The following is a 16,860-nucleotide window of genomic DNA, read 5'->3' as shown; positions in this document are numbered from 1 at the left end:
TTCCGGCGACTTCCTGCGACGACGTCGATGGGCGGGCAGACCTACGCCGAGGCGGCCGTGCGCGAGGTGCTCACGGCCGCCGACGCGGAGGTCGACGCCGCGATCGGGTACGCCGCGCTGCTGCTGGCCTGTGCCGGGGCGACGAGCGAGTCCGACCGGCTGGTGCGGCGCTGGCACGCCTGCACGGGACGGCCGGTCACGACGTTCACCGCGGACCCGCTGACCGCACGGGCCTGGGCGATGCTGCTGGAGGCGCGCGGCGCGCTGCCGGACTGGGCGGGGGAACTGGACCCGCTCGACCTCGACGCCGAGGAGGAGGCGCACCGGGACCACCTGGCCAAGGACGCCGGTGAGCTGCGGACCGCCGCGGCCGAGGCGCAGGCGCGCGCGGCGGAGGGCGACGCCGACGGCGCCACCTCGGCGCTCGCCAGGTGGGCGGAACTGGCCCGCGACGACGTGAAGCCGGACGTGGCGACGCTGGCGGCGTGCCGGCACGTGGCGCCCCTGCTGGTGCGCGGGGTGCTGACCGTGCCGCGGGACTGGGCGCGGGACTACGCGGGCACGCTGATCGCCGCGCTGCATCAGCGCTACCAGCCCGCCGCGGAGCACCGGCACTGGCCGGGGCTGATCGGCGAGATCCTGCGGCTGCGCGGAGAGCCGGACAGCGCTCCGCCACCGGCGTCGGCGGCGGGCATCGCCGCGGCCGAGCGCAGGCTCGGCCTGACCCTCCCGGACGACTACCGCGAGTTCCTGCTCACCTGCGACGGCCTGCCCGCCGACGTGGTGTTCCCGCGCCTGCTCGGGGTCTCGGAACTGACCGCCGACGCCGACGGCGTGACGATCAGCGAACCGGGGACGGTCGTACTGCGGCCCGCCACCGGCGAGGTGCTGGACTGGGACCCGCTGTTCGGCGAGACCACCCATCCGGGGATCCGCTCGCTGCTGGAGGAGCACCTGCGGCTGCTGGAGGCCAGCAGCGGCTGACGGCCCGGAACGCAGGACTCGCGGGCCCGAACGCAGGACTCGCGGGCCCGAACGCAGGACTCGCGGGCCCGAACGCAGGACTCGCGGGCCTGGACGCAGGACTCGCGGGCCCGAACGCAGGACTCGCGGGCCCGAACGCAGGACTCGCGGGCCTGGACGCAGGACTCGCGGTCAGGAGGGGGCGTCGCGCTCGGTGCGCCGCCTGCGCTCGAGAATCCGCTGACGCTCCGTGTACTCGCGCATGCGCTTGGGGTAGCCGGTCTTGGCGACCTCGTAGACCGGGATCGAGCGCTTGCGGCCGAAGTCCTGGGCGGCGGACAGGCTGCCGATGCGCCTGCGCGTCCACTCGCCGTCGTGTGCGACCAGCACCACAGTGGTGTCAGTGACAGTCGTGCGCGGCTCGACGTAGGCCTCGACCCCCCGCCGGGACGCCGCCCAGGCATCCAGGTGCTCCGTGTCGGCCGAGCTGGACCTTCGCAGCGTACCGGGCTTTCCGCCGCCTCTGCCTCTCCTGCGCAACGAGTCGAACAGCCCCACCCCGACCACCTTCCTTCTCCGCGTCCTCACGATCATTATCCCGCGCTCGAAACGGTGTGTCCGGCACACACCACCACTAGCTCGCAAGCCTGTCAGGCGAGGTGACAAGATGAGGTGTGATGAGCGCACCACGGCGCCCGTGTACACCATCGACACTGCCTGCCGAGGAGTTTGAGAAGTGACCGACGCTGAAGCCGACCTGGTGATCCTGGGGGGCGGATCGGGTGGCTATGCCGCGGCGTTCCGCGCCGCTGAGCTGGGCCTTTCCGTGACCCTGATCGAGAAGGACAAGCTGGGCGGCACCTGCTTGCACCGGGGTTGCATCCCGACGAAGGCACTCCTGCACGCGGCCGAGGTCGCCGACTCGGCTCGTGACGGCGAGCAGTTCGGTGTCAAGACCGTCTTCGAGGGCGTCGACATCGCCGGGGTCCACAAGTACAAGGACTCGATCGTCACCCGCCTCTACAAGGGGCTGCAGGGCCTGGCGAAGGCCCACAAGATCAACTATGTGGAGGGCACGGGCACGTTCGCAGGCGGCACGTCGGTGGACGTCGACGGCACCCGCTACACCGGCAAGAACCTGCTGCTGGCCACCGGCTCCTACTCCAGGACGCTGCCGGGCCTCGAGCTCGGCGGCCGGATCATCGCCAGCGAGGACGCCCTCAACCTCGACTACGTGCCGAAGAAGGCGATCGTGCTCGGCGGCGGCGTGATCGGCGTCGAGTTCGCGAGCGTGTGGGCGTCCTTCGGCGTCGACGTCACCATCGTCGAGGCGCTGCCGCGGCTCGTGCCCAACGAGGACGAGTTCGCCTCCAAGCAGCTGGAGCGCGCGTTCCGGCGGCGCAAGATCACGTTCAAGACGGGCGTGAAGTTCACCGGAGCCAAGCAGGACGACAACGGCGTGAGCGTCACCCTGGAGTCGGGCGAGACGCTGGAGGCCGACCTGCTGCTCGTGGCCGTCGGCCGCGGCCCCAACACGGCGGGGCACGGCTACGACGAGGCGGGCGTGCGGATGGAGCGCGGGTTCGTGCTCACCGACGAGCGGTTGCGCACCAACCTGCCGAACGTGTACGCCGTCGGCGACATCGTGCCCGGGCTGCAGCTGGCCCACCGCGGCTTCGCGCAGGGCATCTTCGTGGCCGAGGAGATCGCCGGGCTCGCCCCGAGGCCGATCGACGAGGCCGGCATCCCGCGCGTGACGTACTCCCACCCCGAGGTGGCCTCCGTGGGGCTCACCGAGGCGGCGGCCAAGGAGAAGTACGGCTCCGGCGTCACGACGTTCACCTACGACCTGGCGGGCAACGGCAAGAGCCAGATCCTCAAGACCTCCGGTGCGGTGAAGCTGGTCAAGGCGGCGGACGGGCCGGTGGTGGGCCTGCACCTGGTGGGCGACCGCGTCGGCGAACTGATCGGCGAGGCCCAGCTCATCTACAACTGGGAGGCGTTCCCCGAGGACGTCGCCCCGCTCATCCACGCCCACCCGACCCAGACCGAGGCCCTCGGCGAGGCGCACCTTGCCCTGGCGGGCAAGCCGCTGCACGTGCACGGCTGATCCCGGCCCGCGCGGCCGCCCAACACCAGACCACACCAGAGAAGTCAAGGAGTCAGCGAACGATGGCGTACTCCGTCACATTGCCGGAGCTCGGTGAAAGCGTCACGGAGGGCACGGTCACCCGGTGGCTGAAGCAGGAGGGTGACTCGGTCGAGGTCGACGAGCCGCTGCTGGAGATCTCCACCGACAAGGTCGACACCGAGGTCCCCTCCCCCGTCGCCGGCACGGTGCAGAAGATCGTGGCCCGCGAGGACGAGACGGTCGAGGTCGGCGCGGAGCTGGCCGTGATCGACGACGGCTCGGGTGGGGGCGGCGAGGCCGCCGCGCCCGCGCAGCCGGCCGCCGAGCAGGCACCCGCACAGCCCGAGCCGCAGGCCCAGCCGGAGCCGGAACCGGAGCCCGAACCGCAGGCCCAGGCGCAGCCCCAGGCCCAGCCGCAGGCGCAGCCCGAGCCCGCTGCCCAGCAGGCGCCGTCCGGTGGCGCGTCCTCCGGCACCCCGGTGACGCTGCCCGAACTGGGCGAGAGCGTCACCGAGGGCACGGTCACCCGGTGGCTCAAGCAGGTCGGTGACTCGGTCGAGGTCGACGAGCCGCTGCTGGAGATCTCCACCGACAAGGTCGACACCGAGGTGCCCTCCCCCGTTGCCGGGACGCTGCTGGAGATCTCGGTCAACGAGGACCAGACCGTGGAGGTCGGCGGCCAGCTGGCCGTGATCGGCGACGCGAACGCCGCGCCGTCGGCTCCGGCCCAGCCGCAGCAGCCCGCGCCTGCCCAGCAGGAGCAGCCGGAGCAGCCCTCGCGGCCGGAGCCCCCGAAGGAGGAACGGCAGCAGCAACCGCAGCAGCAGGCGCCCGCACCGCAGCAGGCGCAGCCGTCGCAGGAGCCGCGGCCCTCGCAGCCGGCCCAGCCGTCGCGGCCCGCCGAGCCCGCACCGGCCCCGGCACGCACCGAGGCCACGCCGAGCCGCGACGGTGCGGCGGGCCCGTACGTGACGCCGCTGGTGCGCAAGCTCGCCGCCGAGCACGACATCGACCTGTCGAGCCTGACCGGAACCGGTGTCGGCGGCCGCATCCGCAAGCAGGACGTGCTGGCCGCCGTCGAGGAGAAGCAGAAGCAGCAGGCCCCGGAGCCCGCCGCGGCCGAGCCCGCACCGGCCGCCCCGGCAGCGTCGGCGGCGCCGTCCGCTCCGGCCCGGCAGGCCGCGGTCTCCGACGCGGAGAAGGCGGCGCTGCGGGGCACGGTGCAGAAGGCCAGCCGGATCCGGCAGATCACGGCGACCAAGACCAGGGAGTCGCTGCAGGTCTCCGCGCAGCTCACCCAGGTGCACGAGGTCGACGTCACCAAGATCGCCCGGCTGCGGCAGCGGGCGAAGGCGGCCTTCCGCGAGCGTGAGGGCGTCAACCTGACGTTCCTGCCGTTCTTCGCGAAGGCCACCGTCGAGGCGCTCAAGCAGCACCCGAACGTCAACGCCTCCTACAACGAGGAGACCAAGGAGATCACCTACCACGGCGCCGTGCACCTGGGCATCGCCGTGGACACCGAGCGCGGCCTGCTCTCGGTGGTGATCCACGACGCGGGCGAGCTGAGCCTTGCCGGGCTGGCGCACCGCATCGCCGACCTGGCGGAGCGGGCACGCAGCAACCGGGTGACGCCCGACGAGCTGACCGGTGGCACGTTCACGATCACCAACATCGGCAGCAACGGCGCGCTGTTCGACACGCCGATCATCGTCCAGCCGCAGTCGGGGATGCTCGGCACCGGCGCGGTCGTGAAGCGTCCCGTGGTGAGCACGGACGCCGACGGCAACGACACCATCGCGATCCGCTCGATGGCGTACCTGCCGCTGACCTACGACCACCGGCTGATCGACGGCGCGGACGCGGGCCGCTTCCTCACGACGATCAAGCAGCGTCTCGAGGAGGGCAACTTCGAGGACGAGCTGGGTCTGTAGCCAGGCAGAACATCGGCGGGAGGGGCGTCTGCTTCGGCAGGCGCCCCTTCCGTGTGCCTCTCTAAGGTGGACACATGCGGGTTCTGATCGCCGGTTCCAGCGGCCTCATCGGCAACGCTCTCGTACCGCGGTTACGGGAGGTGGGCCACGAGGTGCTGCGGCTCGTGCGGCGTGCCCCGCGCGGTGCCGACGAGCGCGGCTGGGACCCGCCGGCCGGCCGCATCGACGACGGCGCCCTCGACGGCGTGGACGCCGTGGTGAACCTCTGCGGCGCACCGCTGGCGTCCGGCCGGTGGAGCGGGGCCCGCAAGCAACTGCTGCTCGACAGCAGGGTCGAACCCACCGAGGTGCTGGCCGAGGCCGTCGCCGAGCACGGCGTGCCCGCGCTGCTGAACAGCTCCGGCGTCAACTTCTACGGCGACACGGGCGATCGCGAGGTCGACGAGGGCGCGCCCGGGGGCGGAGGTTTCCTGGCGCACCTGTGCGCCACCTGGGAGGCGGCGACCACCTCCGCCGCACAGGGCGGAGCCCGTGTGGTGCTGCTGCGCACCTCGCCCGTGCTGTCCGGAACGGGCGGGCTGCTGGGTCCGCTCAAACCGCTGTTCTGGCTGGGCCTGGGCGGCAGGCTCGGCAGCGGCAGGCAGTACCTGCCGTGGATCAGCCTTCCCGACCAGGTGGAGGCCATCCGGTTCGCCCTGGAGCACACCGACGTCTCCGGCCCGGTGAACCTGGCCTCTCCCCATCCGGTGACCAACGCGGAGTTCACCCGGTCGTTGGGCCGCGCGCTGCGCCGCCCGGCCCCGTGGTGGGCGCCGTCGCCCGCGCTGCGACTGGCCCTCGGCGAGGCCGCCGACGAGATGCTGCTGAGCGGGCCGAGAGCCGTGCCCTCGGTCCTGCCGAAGGCGGGCTTCCGCTTCCGCCACCCCGACCTCGACGACGCGCTCGCCGCGGTGCTGTGAGAGCTGTGCGGACCCCGGTCGCCGCAGGCGTCGCCCTGCTCGCCGCATTCGTGGTGCTCGGTGTGCTCGTGCGCGGCGAGCCGTACGGCCCGGACGCGCTGATCGGCCAGGCGCTGCACGACGAATGGCGCGGCCCGGCCGGGTTCCTCGCCGGCGTGGTCAGTGCCGTGCTGGGGCCCGTGCTCCCGATCGTCGCCGCGGTGGTCCTGGTGGTCGCGGTGCTCCGGCTGCGGCACCGGGGCCGGGCGGACGCCGCACGCGTGGTGACGCGGGTGCTCGTCCTGCTGCTGGCCTGCCGCGCCACGAGCTGGGTGGCCAAACCTCTCTTCGCCCGCGAACGGCCCCGCGTCTACCCCGACTTCGCCTATCCGAGCGGGCACGTCGTGTCGGTGGCCTGCACCGGCTTCGCGATCGTGGTGCTGTGCCTGTGGCTGGCGCCGCGCCTGGTGTCGCGCGCCGTTCGCATCGCGGTGCTGGCGACCCTGCTGTGCGCGGCCAGCCGCATCGTGCTGGACGTGCACTGGCTCACCGACACGATCGGCGCGGTGCTGGCCGTGTGCGGGGTGGGCCTGCTGTCGGGCGTGGCACTTCGGCTGTTGCCGCCTGCCCGGCGCGGCGTAGCCTCGTCTGCGTGACTGCGAAGGTGACCAAGTCCTGCCGGGCGAGCGACGAGCCGGTCGACGTCCGTCCGATCGGCACGATCGACTACCTCGAGGCGTGGGAGCTGCAGCGCGAGCACGTCACGGCGAGGGCGGACGGCCTGCGCCCCGACACGATGCTGCTGCTGGAGCACCCGTCGGTCTACACGGCGGGCAAGCGAACCCAGCCCGAGGACCGGCCCACCGACGGCACCCCGGTGATCGACGTCGACCGGGGCGGCCGCATCACCTGGCACGGACCGGGCCAGCTGGTCGGCTACCCGATCGTGCAGCTCGCCGACCCGATCGACGTCGTGCACTACGTGCGGCGCCTCGAGGAGGCGCTCATCAGCGTGTGCGAGCGGCTCGGCGTGTTCACCGGCCGGGTCGAGGGGCGCAGCGGCGTGTGGCTGCCCGCCGACGACCGCGGCCCGGAGCGCAAGATCGCCGCCATCGGCATCCGCGTGCAGCGGGGCGTCACCATGCACGGTTTCGAGCTCAACTGCAACGCCGACCTCGCCGCGTTCGGCAAGATCGTGCCGTGCGGCATCAGCGACGCCGGTGTCACGTCGCTGTCGGCCGAGCTGGGCCGCGACGTGCCGGTGGCCGAGGTGCTGCCGCTGGCCCGCGACGCGGTGCTGGCCGCGCTCGACGGCAAGCTGCCGGTGAGCGACGACCGCTGGCTGCCGCGCCCGGAGGAGCCGAGCGCACCGGGCGTCACCTTCGCCCTCCAGAGCTGACGCCGCACCCGGGCAGCCTGCCGGCGAGCCCAAGGTGACCTCGGGTACCGGATGGGTACCCACGGTCACCTTGGGCTCGGCTCGTGCCCGGCCGTCGAGGGCGCCGGCTAGTCGAGCTGGCGGGCGACCTCGGAGGCGATCAGCTCCAGGTGGTCGAGGTCGGAGAGGTCCAGCACCTGCAGGTACAGCCGCGACACGTCCGTGTGCTGGCGCCAGTGGCCGATCCTGTCGACGACCTCGGCCGGGGTCCCGGCGAGGCCGTTCTGCCGCAGCTCGTTCGGCTGGCGGCCGATGGCCTCGGCGCGGCGGGTGAACTCCGCCTCGTCCCTGCCGACGGCCACCACCAGCGCCGCCGAGCGGATGATCTCCTTCGGGTCGCGGCCCTCCGCCCGTGCGGCCACCTCCACGCGCTCGTACTGCGCCACCGCCGTGTCCGGGTCGGTGAAGGGGAGGTTGAACTCGTCGGCGAAGCGCGCGGCCAGCTCGGGCGTGCGCTTCTTGCCCTGCCCTCCGATGATCACCGGCGGGCGGGGGCGCTGCGCGGGCTTCGGCAGCGCGGGCGAGTCGGTGAGCGTGTAGTGCGTGCCCTCGAAGGAGAACGTCTGCCCCTCCGGCGTCTCCCACAGTCCGGTGACGATCGCCAGCTGCTCGGCGTAGAGCTCGAAGCGCTCCTTGAGCTCGGGCATCGGGATGCCGTAGGCGGTGTGCTCGTCGGCGAACCAGCCCGAGCCCAGGCCCAGCTCCACCCGGCCGCCGGACATGTGGTCGACCTGCGCCACCGAGATCGCCAGCACCGAAGGGTGCCGGAACGTCGCCGCCGTCACCAGCGTGCCGAGCCGGATCCGGGAGGTCTCGCGGGCCAGCCCGGCGAGCGTGATCCAGGCGTCGGTCGGGCCCGGCAGCCCGGACACCGACCCCATCTTGAGGAAGTGGTCCGACCGGAAGAACGCGTCGAACCCGTTGTCCTCGGTCGCCTTGGCGACCGCCAGCAAATCGTCGTAGCTCGCACCCTGCTGCGGTTCGGTGAAGATCCTGAGTTCCACGCCCCGAATCTACTGTGCCGAGCCCAAGGGCACCCTCGGTACGGGACGTGTACCCAAGGTCACCTTCGGCTCGGCGCCGGGCCGCTAGTCCTCCGCGCGGCGGACCTGGTGCAGCAGGCTCACGATGACGGCCTCCACCTGTGCGCCGACCTCCTGCGGATTCGGCGAGCTCGCGATCTCGGTGGCCGCGCTGGACAGCGCGCCGAACAGCAGCCGCGAGGTGATCTCCACGGGCACGCTCACCACGTCGCCCGCGTCGATGAGGTCCTGCAGGCCGGAGCGGATCAGGCCGAAGCTGTAGCGGTCCTCGGCGTCGCGCCAGCGCTGGTAGCCCATCACCACGGGCGCCTCGTGGATGGCGATGCGCTGGTACGCCGGATCGAGGCAGCTGGAGATGAACTCGCGCAGCCCGCGCAGGGCACGGTCCCACGGCGCGTCCGGCCCGCGCAGGATCTTCTCCAGGCGGCCCTTGACCGCGGTCTCGACCGCGTCGAAGGCCGCCTCGAACACCGCCTGCTTGCCACTGAAGTGGTGATACAGCGCACCTTTCGTCACCCGGGCACGCCTGGCGATCTCGTCGAGGGAGGTGCCGGCGTAGCCCCGCTCGGTGAACAGCTCGACAGCGCTGTTGACCAGGGCCGACCGCGTGGATTCCGAATAGTCTTCCCGCCTGGACCTCACTGTCACCACCCTCACAACTCTACGCGCGCATGATCCGGCCATACCGGTGGTATGTTCACCATGTCAGGTCCGTACCGCGAGTATGCCGCCGACCGGCGGTATGGCGCGGGTCACGGAAGGGGATCAGGCCATGAGCTGGAACGACTTCTATCAGCGGCGCGACATCATCGACGCCGTGTTGCGCGAAGCCAGGCGCGACCCGCGGGGGCCACTGCCGTTCGCCCGCATTCCCGGTGCCGCACGAGCCTTCGGCAGCGAGGAGAACCTGCTGCTCGCGCTGCAGTACAAGTGGGCACAGGTGCTCAGCGGCAGGCTGCGCGCCCAGGCCGCGGGCCCCGAGGACGCGGCCGACGTGCCCGGATGGGGCGAGCGCGACCACGTCGACGCGGTGTCGCGGGCGTGGCTGTCGGCCACGCGCGAGCACCCCACCCTGCGGGCCGTGCTGGACGCACACGCCGACGAGTACCCGCGACTGCGTGCCGCGCACGAGGCCGAGCTGCGGATGCTCGCCGTGACCGCGGGGCTCGCCGAACCGCACGAACCGCGTGAGGAGGCCGTCAAGGTCGGCAGGGCCTTCGTGTCGCTGCTGCGCGGCCGGGACGCGACGGCGAGCCCGCGCAGGCGGAGCAACCCGGTCGGGCAGCTGCTGCGCAAGCTCGCCGCCACGGCGTGACGTGTTGGCGCACCGCCAGTACGTGTAGTTAGCTGTCCGGCATGGCAGGCCACGGGTGGACCGAGCAGGACATCGCCGACCAGAGCGGTCGTACCGTGCTCATCACGGGCGCCAACTCGGGGCTCGGCCTGCGCACGGCGCAGGTGCTCGCGGGCAAGGGCGCCAGGGTGCTGCTGGCCTGCCGCTCCGCGGAACGCGGCGCACGCGCCCTGCGCGAGGTCGCGGCCGCCGCGGGCACCGAGCCCGAGCTCGTCCGGCTCGACCTGGCCGACCTCGCGTCGGTACGCGACGCGGCCGCCCGCGTGCGCGAGCGCACCGGCGACGCCCTCGACATCCTCGTCAACAACGCGGGCCTGATGGGCACGCCCCGCGGCCTCACCGCGGACGGTTTCGAGACGCAGTTCGGCACCAACCACCTCGGACACGCCGCGCTCACCTGGCTGCTCATGCCCGCGCTGCGGGGCGGCACGGCGGCCCGCGTGGTCACCGTGTCCAGCCTCGCCGCGCGCGGCGGGCGTCTCGACCTGCGGGATCCGAACTTCGAGCACCGCCGCTACAACCCGGCCACGGCGTACTCGCAGGCCAAGCTCGCCAACCAGGTGTTCGCCGCCGAACTCGACCGCAGGCTGCGCGCTGCGGGCGAGCCGGTGCTCAGCGCCGCCGCACACCCCGGCTACAGCGACACCGGCCTCGCCTCCGCCATGGCCCGGTCCCAGCCGAGCGCGCTGCTGCGGCAGGTCATCGACGTCGGCACCCGGCTCGGCGGGCTGCTGGTGGCGCAGAACGCCAGGATGGGCGCCCTGCCGCAGCTCTACGCCGCGACCGCCCCCGGCGTGCGCGGCGGCGACTACGTGGGCCCGCGCGGGCCCGGCGAGCTGCGCGGCCACCCCCGGCCGGTGCGGTTCGTCCGGCCGGCGCTCGATCCCGCGCTCGGCGCCGGGCTGTGGGAGCTCACCGCCAAGTTGACGGGCGTCACCCCCGACCCCGCGTGACCTTGTCCGCGCGGGCCCGGCGCGTACCCTGGGGGCCGTGACTGTCGTGCCGGAAGGTCGGAAGCTGCTGCGTCTCGAAGTGCGCAACAGTCAGACGCCGATCGAGAAGAAGCCGTCATGGATCAAGACCCGCGCGCGGATGGGTCCCGAGTTCACCGAGCTGAAGGGCCTGGTGCGCCGCGAGGGCCTGCACACCGTGTGCGAAGAGGCCGGCTGTCCCAACATCTACGAGTGCTGGGAGGACCGGGAGGCGACGTTCCTCATCGGCGGCGACCAGTGCACGCGGCGCTGTGACTTCTGCCAGATCGACACCGGCAAGCCCGCCGAGCTGGACCGCGACGAACCGCGCAGGGTCGCCGAGAGCGTCCAGGCCATGGGCCTGCGCTACTCCACCGTCACCGGCGTGGCCCGCGACGACCTGCCCGACGGCGGCGCCTGGCTCTACGCCGAGACGGTCCGCCAGATCCACGCGCTCAACCCCGGCACGGGCGTGGAGCTGCTGATCCCCGACTTCAACGCCGACCCCGGCCAGCTGGCCGAGGTGTTCGGCTCGGAGCCGGAGGTGCTGGCGCACAACGTGGAGACCGTGCCGCGCATCTTCAAGCGCATCCGTCCCGGCTTCCGCTACGAGCGGTCGCTGGAGGTCATCACCCGCGCCCGCGACGCCGGGCTGGTCACCAAGTCGAACCTCATCCTCGGCATGGGCGAGACCCCCGAGGAGGTTGAGCCCGCGATGCGCGACCTGGTCGACGCCGGGTGCGAGATCCTGACGATCACCCAGTACCTGCGCCCCTCCGTGCGCCACCATCCGGTGGACCGCTGGGTCAAGCCCGAGGAGTTCGTCGAGCACACCCGGGCCGCCGAGGCGCTCGGTTTCGCCGGGGTGATGGCGGGTCCGCTGGTGCGCTCGTCCTACCGCGCGGGCAAGCTGTACGCGCAGACCAAGCAGCACAGGGGCGAGCCGCTGCCGGAGAAGCTCGGCCACCTCGCCGCCGCCGCGCCCGCCGCGCAGGAGGCGAGCAGCGTGCTGGCCCGGCATTCCTGAGCCGACGCCGAGCGAAATCGGGGACAACCCTGAGCCCAACGGCGGCGCGTGAGCGATAGTGTCGTCCCAGGGGATACCGGGGACGATGGGCAAGGGGAACAGGCGTGGTTACCGACGTGCTCGACTGGCTGCAAAGCCTTCCGCAACCGGCGCTGGTGGGCGCCACCGGGCTGCTTGTCCTGCTCGAATGCACGATCGGGCTCGGCTTCATCGCGCCGGGTGAGTCGGGGCTGCTGATCGCCGCCACCACCGCCACCACGGCGCCGCGGTTCATCGTGCTGTGGGTGGTCGTCACCGCCTGTGCGGGCATCGGCGACTCGATCGGCTACGCCATCGGCAGGCGCTTCGGCCCCCGGCTGCGGGAGACCCGGCTGATCCAGCGCTACGGCACCGACGCCTGGGACAAGGCCACCGGCATCCTGCAACGGCGGGGCGCCTGGGCCGTGTTCTTCGCCCGCTTCCTGCCCGTGGTGCGCACGCTCACCCCGGCGGCGGCGGGCACGTCGGGTCTGCCCTACCGCAAGTTCCTGCCCGCGGTGCTCGCCGGAGCCGCGAGCTGGTCGCTGCTGCACATCAGCATCGGCGCCGCGCTCGGCGAGGCGGCCCGGCGGGTCGAGGGCATGCTCAGCACCGGCGGCATGATCGTGGTCGGCGTGCTCGCCGTCGTCGCGGTCGTCGCCCTCGTGCGCTACAAGCGCAAGAAGGCGCTCGGCGCGACGACCGAGCCCGACAAACCGGTCGCCCCGCAGGCCGACTAGCGGTACCCGGCGGCGAGCCGAAGGGCACCCTCGGTACGCGATGCGCGCCCAGGGTGCCCTTCGGCTCGGTGGCACCCGGCCGGGTCGCGCCTATCGGGTGGACGGCAGGTAGCGGCGGGCCACGTTCTCCTCGTCCGAGGCGCCCGCGCGCCAGTCGGCGATCCACGGCCCCGTGCCCTCGCTCGGGTCGAGCACGCCGTCCTCCAGCCACGAGTAGCGACCGTCGAGCACGCCCTTGGCCAGCCGCCGGTCGGCGCTGTCGGTGTTGTTCCACAGTGCCTCGAACAGGCCCTCGACCCGCAGCCTGGACTGGCGGCAGAACACGTCGGCCAGCTCGTAGGCCTCCTCGCCACGCCCGGCGTCCTCACCGCGCAGCATCTCGGCGCGCACGCACGCCGCCGCCATGGCGAACAGCTCGGCGCCGATGTCGACCACGCGGCCGAGGAAGCCCTGCCGCTGCTCCAGCCCGGCCTGCCAGCGCGCCATGCCGTAGAAAGTGGACCGCGCCAGCTTGCGCGCGGTGCGCTCGACGAAGCGCAGATGCCCCGCCAGCGAGCCGAACTCGCGGAACGACGACGGCACCTGGCCCTTGCCTGCCACGAGCTGCGGCAGCCACTTCGCGTAGAAGCCGCTGGCCTTGGCCGCGGCCCTGGCCTTGCTCTGGAGATCGGCCTCGGCGTCGGCCAGGTCACCGGCCGCCGCAAGGTGGGCGTCCACGGCCTCCCTGGCGATCAGCAGCCGCATGATCTCCGAGGAGCCCTCGAAGATCCGGTTGATGCGCAGGTCGCGCACCAGCTGCTCCACGGGTACCGCCCGCTCGCCCCGGGCCGCCAGCGACTCGGCCGTCTCGTAACCCCGCCCGCCACGGATCTGCATGAGCTCGTCGGCGACCTGGCAGGACATCTCGCTGGCCCACAGCTTGGCCAGCGCCGCCTCGATGCGGATGTCGTTGCGGCCCTGGTCGGCCATGTGCGCGGACAGCTCCACCACCGCCTCCAGCGCGAAGGTGGTGGCCGCGACGAAGGAGATCTTCGCGGAGACGGCCTCGTGCCTGCCGACCGGCTTGCCCCACTGCACCCGCTCGGCCGACCACTCCCTGGCGATCTTGAGCGCCCACTTGCTGGCCCCGGCACACGACCCGGGCACCGACAGCCTGCCCGTGTTGAGCGTCGCGAGGGCGATCCTGAGGCCCTTGCCCTCGCCGCCGACGATGTTCTCCTTGGGAACGCGGACCTTGTGGAAGCGGGTCACACCGTTCTCGATGCCGCGCAGGCCCATGAACATGTTGCGCCGCTCGACGGTGATGCCCGGGGTGTCGGCCTCGACGACGAACGCGGTGACGCCGCCGCGGTGGCCCTCGCTCTGCGGCACCCTGGCCATGACGACGAGCAGTTCCGCCACGACGCCGTTGGTGGTCCACAGCTTCACGCCGTCCAGCTCGTAGGCCTCGCCGTCCTCGGTGGGCACGGCGGTGGTGGCCAGCCGCGCCGGGTCGGAGCCGACGTCGGGCTCGGTGAGCAGGAACGCCGACACCGCGCCCTTGGCACAGCGCGGCAGCCACGCCGCCTTCTGTTCCGGGGTGCCCGCGAGCTTGAGCGGCTCGGGCACACCGATCGACTGGTGCGCCGACAGGAGCACGGCGAGTGTCGAATGAACGGAGCCGACGAGCATGAGCGCCTGGTTGTAGGCGACCTGCGTGAGCCCGAGGCCACCGTAGGACTCCGGGATCTTGATGCCGAAGCAGCCCAGCTCGGCCAGCCCCTTGACGTAGTCGTCCGGGATGCGGGCCTCGCGTTCGATCACGGCGGGATCGAGAGTGGCGCAGTACTCCTTGAGGCGGGTCAGGAACTTCTCGGCCTTGGCGGCGTCCTCGTCGCTCGCCTTCGGGTGGGGATGGATGAGGTCCATCCGGAACCGGCCGAGGTACAGCTCCTTGGCGAACGACGGCTTCTGCCAGCCGCTCTCCCTTGCCTCCTCGGCGACCGCCCTGGCTTCCTTCTCCGTCACCCGCGGTTGGTCGACCATGGGCCCTCCTCGTCGAGTCGATCAGCTATGGCGTGCATCACACACCCCAAGTGTTACCGATCGGTAGCGAATGCGAAACCTGCGGAGGCGCGCCGGCCGCGGAAACCGGGCGCCGGTCCGGTTCCCCGGCAGGCGGCGAGCACGCATCATGGGGTCATGGACCCCGCCGAGGACATCCAGCGCGCCAGGGAGCTCGTCGCCGGCGCCGGCCGTCTCGTGGCGATGACCGGCGCCGGGGTCTCGACCGACTCCGGGATCCCCGACTTCCGCGGCCCGAACGGCGTGTGGACCCGCAACCCGGGCGCGGAGAAACTCTCCAACATCCGCGACTACGTGGCCAGCAAGGACGTGCGGGAGCAGAGCTGGCAGGCACGCGTGGGACACCCGGGCTGGCACGCGAAGCCGAACCGGGCGCACGAGGCGCTGGTGGAGCTCGAACGCGATGGCAGGCTCTCGGCGATCATCACGCAGAACATCGACGGCCTGCACCAGAAGGCGGGCTCCGATCCGGAGCGGGTCATCGAGCTGCACGGCACGATGTTCGAGACGGTGTGCCTGAGCTGCGCCGAGCGCCGCGACATGCGGGAGGCGCTCGACCGGGTGCGGGCGGGCGAGAGCGATCCGCCGTGCCTGGCGTGTGGCGGCATCCTCAAGTCGGCGACCATCTCGTTCGGCCAGGCGCTCGACACCGAGGTGCTCGACCGCGCGAAGACGGAGGCGATGTCGTGCGACGTCCTGCTCGCCGCGGGCACCTCCCTCACCGTGCATCCCGCGGCCGGGCTCGTCGGCCTCGCCGCGAGCGCGGGCGCCTCCGTGATCGTCTGCAACGCCTCGGAGACGCCCTACGACTCCGCAGCCTCAGCCGTGCTGCGCGGCCCACTCGGCGACGTCCTGCCCGCCCTCACCCGGTCATGACGCCGGTGCGGCGGTGGGATCGGGCTCGCCATGGGTGGCGATCACCACCGTCGCGACGAGCGCCACGAGGATGCCCGCGGTGACATGCACCGGCGCGGGCACGAACGACGCGGCGATCGTCAGCACCGCCGCCGCGGGAAAGCCGACGGCGATGGGGCGGCACTCGTTGCGCGGGCCGATGTGCATGAGCCACACACTGAGCAGGAACACCGCCACCGGCACCGTCACCGCCATCCCCGCGGCCGCGTCGCTCAGCGCGGCGTGCTCGGTGACGTGGTCGACGGCGACCTCGAGACCGGCGCCGACCGCGGCCGCCGAGGCGAAGATCAGCAGGTGCCCGTAGCCCCACGCGAACGTCGTCCAGAACGACGTGAGCCGCCGGTGCGCGGGCTGGTCGAAGTACAGCCACCACATCGCGAACATGATCGCCAGGCCGGCGACGGCAAGGGAGACGAGCGAACCGGTGTGCTCGCCGGTCTCGAACCCCTCCTGAACGGCGGCCGTTCCGCTGATCACCGCCTCACCGAGCACGATGATCGTGAACAGCCCGTACCGCTCGGCGATGTGGTGGGCGTGCCAGGTGGTGCCGGCCGAGGCCCGCTCGGCCCAGATCGGCACCAGCATCTCCGCCGCCGCGAGCACCAGGAACGACGGGATCAGCCAGCCTTCCGGCACGGCCAGCCTGGCGACCCAGCCGGCCTGCACGAGCGCGATCCCCAGCGCGAACCGCAGCGCGGTGGGCCGGATTCGCGGATCGCCCGCCGCAGCCCGCAGCCACTGCCCGACCAGCGCCAGCCGCATCACCACGTAGCCGATCACGATGATCGTGAAGTCGCCCTCGAACGCGCTCGCGACGCCCGCCGCGAGCACCAGCCCACCGCCGATCTGCACGAAGGTGGCGATGCGATAGGGCACGTCGTCGGTGTCGAACGCCGAGGCGAACCACGTGAAGTTCAGCCAGGCCCACCAGATCGCGAAGAACACCAGCAGGAAACCGACCACGCCGTCGGCGGCGTGGTTCTCCGCCACGGCGTGGTGCAGCTCGGCCGCCGCCCGCCCCACGGCGACGACGAAGCACAGGTCGAACAGCAGCTCCAGCGGAGTGGCCGCCCGGTGCGGCTCGCCGGGATCGCGGCCCCGCATGGGCCGGTACCACACCCGGAGCCGGTGATACGGGCGAACGGATTCCGCGGCCATCGGCACCCTCCCCTGAGTTCTGCGATGCGCGGCCATCCCAGCACATGCCTGCCCTGCGCGCGAGAGCGCCCGGGGTCCGGGTGGGTCCCGGCCCCTTCCTTCCGGAACCCACCCGGGTGATGCCTTCGCGTCTCCGCTCGATCCCCCGCGGCCGCCGGTGACGCACTCA

16 protein-coding genes are annotated in these 16,860 nt (G+C 72.4%); 11 read left to right on the top strand and 5 right to left on the bottom strand.

Features of this window, described 5'->3' with window-relative positions:
• Positions 1-27 precede the first annotated feature (27 nt).
• Positions 28-984, top strand: a complete 957-nt coding sequence (locus BAY60_RS13195) for an SMI1/KNR4 family protein (RefSeq protein ID WP_112281235.1) — start codon at positions 28-30, stop codon at positions 982-984.
• Between the two features lie 171 nt (positions 985-1,155).
• On the opposite strand, the gene BAY60_RS13190 is transcribed toward BAY60_RS13195, so the two are convergent.
• Positions 1,156-1,521, bottom strand: a complete 366-nt coding sequence (locus BAY60_RS13190) for an oxidoreductase (protein WP_112281234.1) — start codon at positions 1,519-1,521, stop codon at positions 1,156-1,158.
• A 178-nt stretch (positions 1,522-1,699) separates the two neighbouring features.
• Between BAY60_RS13190 and lpdA the strand changes: the two genes are divergently transcribed.
• The 5 genes from lpdA (at position 1,700) to lipB (ending at position 7,362) form a co-directional block, all read left to right on the top strand.
• Positions 1,700-3,073, top strand: coding sequence for a dihydrolipoyl dehydrogenase (gene lpdA / locus BAY60_RS13185; protein ID WP_112281233.1), 1,374 nt, complete (start codon positions 1,700-1,702; stop codon positions 3,071-3,073).
• A 62-nt stretch (positions 3,074-3,135) separates the two neighbouring features.
• Positions 3,136-5,025, top strand: a complete 1,890-nt coding sequence (gene sucB / locus BAY60_RS13180; protein ID WP_112281232.1) for a 2-oxoglutarate dehydrogenase, E2 component, dihydrolipoamide succinyltransferase — start codon at positions 3,136-3,138, stop codon at positions 5,023-5,025.
• Between the two features lie 74 nt (positions 5,026-5,099).
• Positions 5,100-5,984 carry a TIGR01777 family oxidoreductase gene (locus BAY60_RS13175; RefSeq protein ID WP_112281231.1) on the top strand — a complete coding sequence of 295 codons (885 nt, stop codon included), beginning with the start codon at positions 5,100-5,102 and terminating at the stop codon, positions 5,982-5,984.
• Between the two features lie 5 nt (positions 5,985-5,989).
• Positions 5,990-6,619 carry a phosphatase PAP2 family protein gene (locus tag BAY60_RS13170; protein ID WP_245992479.1) on the top strand — a complete coding sequence of 210 codons (630 nt, stop codon included), beginning with the start codon at positions 5,990-5,992 and terminating at the stop codon, positions 6,617-6,619.
• Complete coding sequence (gene lipB, locus BAY60_RS13165) at positions 6,616-7,362, top strand: lipoyl(octanoyl) transferase LipB (RefSeq protein WP_112281229.1); 747 nt, start codon at positions 6,616-6,618, stop codon at positions 7,360-7,362. The genes BAY60_RS13170 and lipB overlap by 4 nt, the downstream gene beginning before the upstream one ends.
• A gap of 107 nt (positions 7,363-7,469) precedes the next feature.
• Here the strand turns inward: lipB and BAY60_RS13160 are convergent, their stop codons facing one another.
• Positions 7,470-8,405, bottom strand: coding sequence for an LLM class F420-dependent oxidoreductase (locus tag BAY60_RS13160; protein WP_112281228.1), 936 nt, complete (start codon positions 8,403-8,405; stop codon positions 7,470-7,472).
• An 84-nt stretch (positions 8,406-8,489) separates the two neighbouring features.
• Positions 8,490-9,086 carry a TetR/AcrR family transcriptional regulator gene (locus BAY60_RS13155; RefSeq protein WP_112281227.1) on the bottom strand — a complete coding sequence of 199 codons (597 nt, stop codon included), beginning with the start codon at positions 9,084-9,086 and terminating at the stop codon, positions 8,490-8,492.
• 130 nt (positions 9,087-9,216) lie between these two features.
• On the opposite strand from BAY60_RS13155, the gene BAY60_RS13150 reads away from it, so the two are divergent.
• The 4 genes from BAY60_RS13150 to BAY60_RS13135 all read left to right on the top strand — a co-directional run bounded on the left by BAY60_RS13150 (position 9,217) and on the right by BAY60_RS13135 (position 12,554).
• On the top strand, positions 9,217-9,759 hold the full coding sequence (locus tag BAY60_RS13150) for a hypothetical protein (RefSeq protein ID WP_112281226.1): 543 nt from the start codon (positions 9,217-9,219) through the stop codon (positions 9,757-9,759).
• Between the two features lie 41 nt (positions 9,760-9,800).
• Positions 9,801-10,751, top strand: coding sequence for an oxidoreductase (locus BAY60_RS13145; RefSeq protein WP_112281225.1), 951 nt, complete (start codon positions 9,801-9,803; stop codon positions 10,749-10,751).
• Positions 10,752-10,788: 37 nt separating this feature from the next.
• Positions 10,789-11,796 (top strand): lipoyl synthase, encoded by a 1,008-nt coding sequence (gene lipA, locus BAY60_RS13140; protein WP_112281224.1) that lies wholly within the window; start codon positions 10,789-10,791, stop codon positions 11,794-11,796.
• A gap of 104 nt (positions 11,797-11,900) precedes the next feature.
• Complete coding sequence (locus BAY60_RS13135; protein ID WP_112281223.1) at positions 11,901-12,554, top strand: DedA family protein; 654 nt, start codon at positions 11,901-11,903, stop codon at positions 12,552-12,554.
• Between the two features lie 90 nt (positions 12,555-12,644).
• Here BAY60_RS13135 and BAY60_RS13130 read toward each other — a convergent pair whose 3' ends face one another.
• The gene (locus BAY60_RS13130) at positions 12,645-14,579 is read right to left on the bottom strand and encodes an acyl-CoA dehydrogenase family protein (protein ID WP_112281222.1); all 1,935 of its coding nucleotides are present in this window, start codon (positions 14,577-14,579) and stop codon (positions 12,645-12,647) included.
• A gap of 156 nt (positions 14,580-14,735) precedes the next feature.
• Between BAY60_RS13130 and BAY60_RS13125 the strand changes: the two genes are divergently transcribed.
• Positions 14,736-15,494 carry an SIR2 family NAD-dependent protein deacylase gene (locus BAY60_RS13125; protein ID WP_112281221.1) on the top strand — a complete coding sequence of 253 codons (759 nt, stop codon included), beginning with the start codon at positions 14,736-14,738 and terminating at the stop codon, positions 15,492-15,494.
• Here BAY60_RS13125 and BAY60_RS13120 read toward each other — a convergent pair.
• Complete coding sequence (locus BAY60_RS13120) at positions 15,489-16,691, bottom strand: low temperature requirement protein A (RefSeq protein WP_112281220.1); 1,203 nt, start codon at positions 16,689-16,691, stop codon at positions 15,489-15,491. The two genes, BAY60_RS13125 and BAY60_RS13120, sit on opposite strands and share 6 nt — an antisense overlap.
• Between the last annotated feature and the right edge of the window lie 169 nt (positions 16,692-16,860).

Source organism: Prauserella muralis, from assembly GCF_003202285.1.
Lineage (GTDB): Bacteria > Actinomycetota > Actinomycetes > Mycobacteriales > Pseudonocardiaceae > Prauserella_B > Prauserella_B muralis.
Note: the sequence above shows the minus strand (reverse complement) of the source record. Positions and strands in the feature narration are given on the sequence as shown.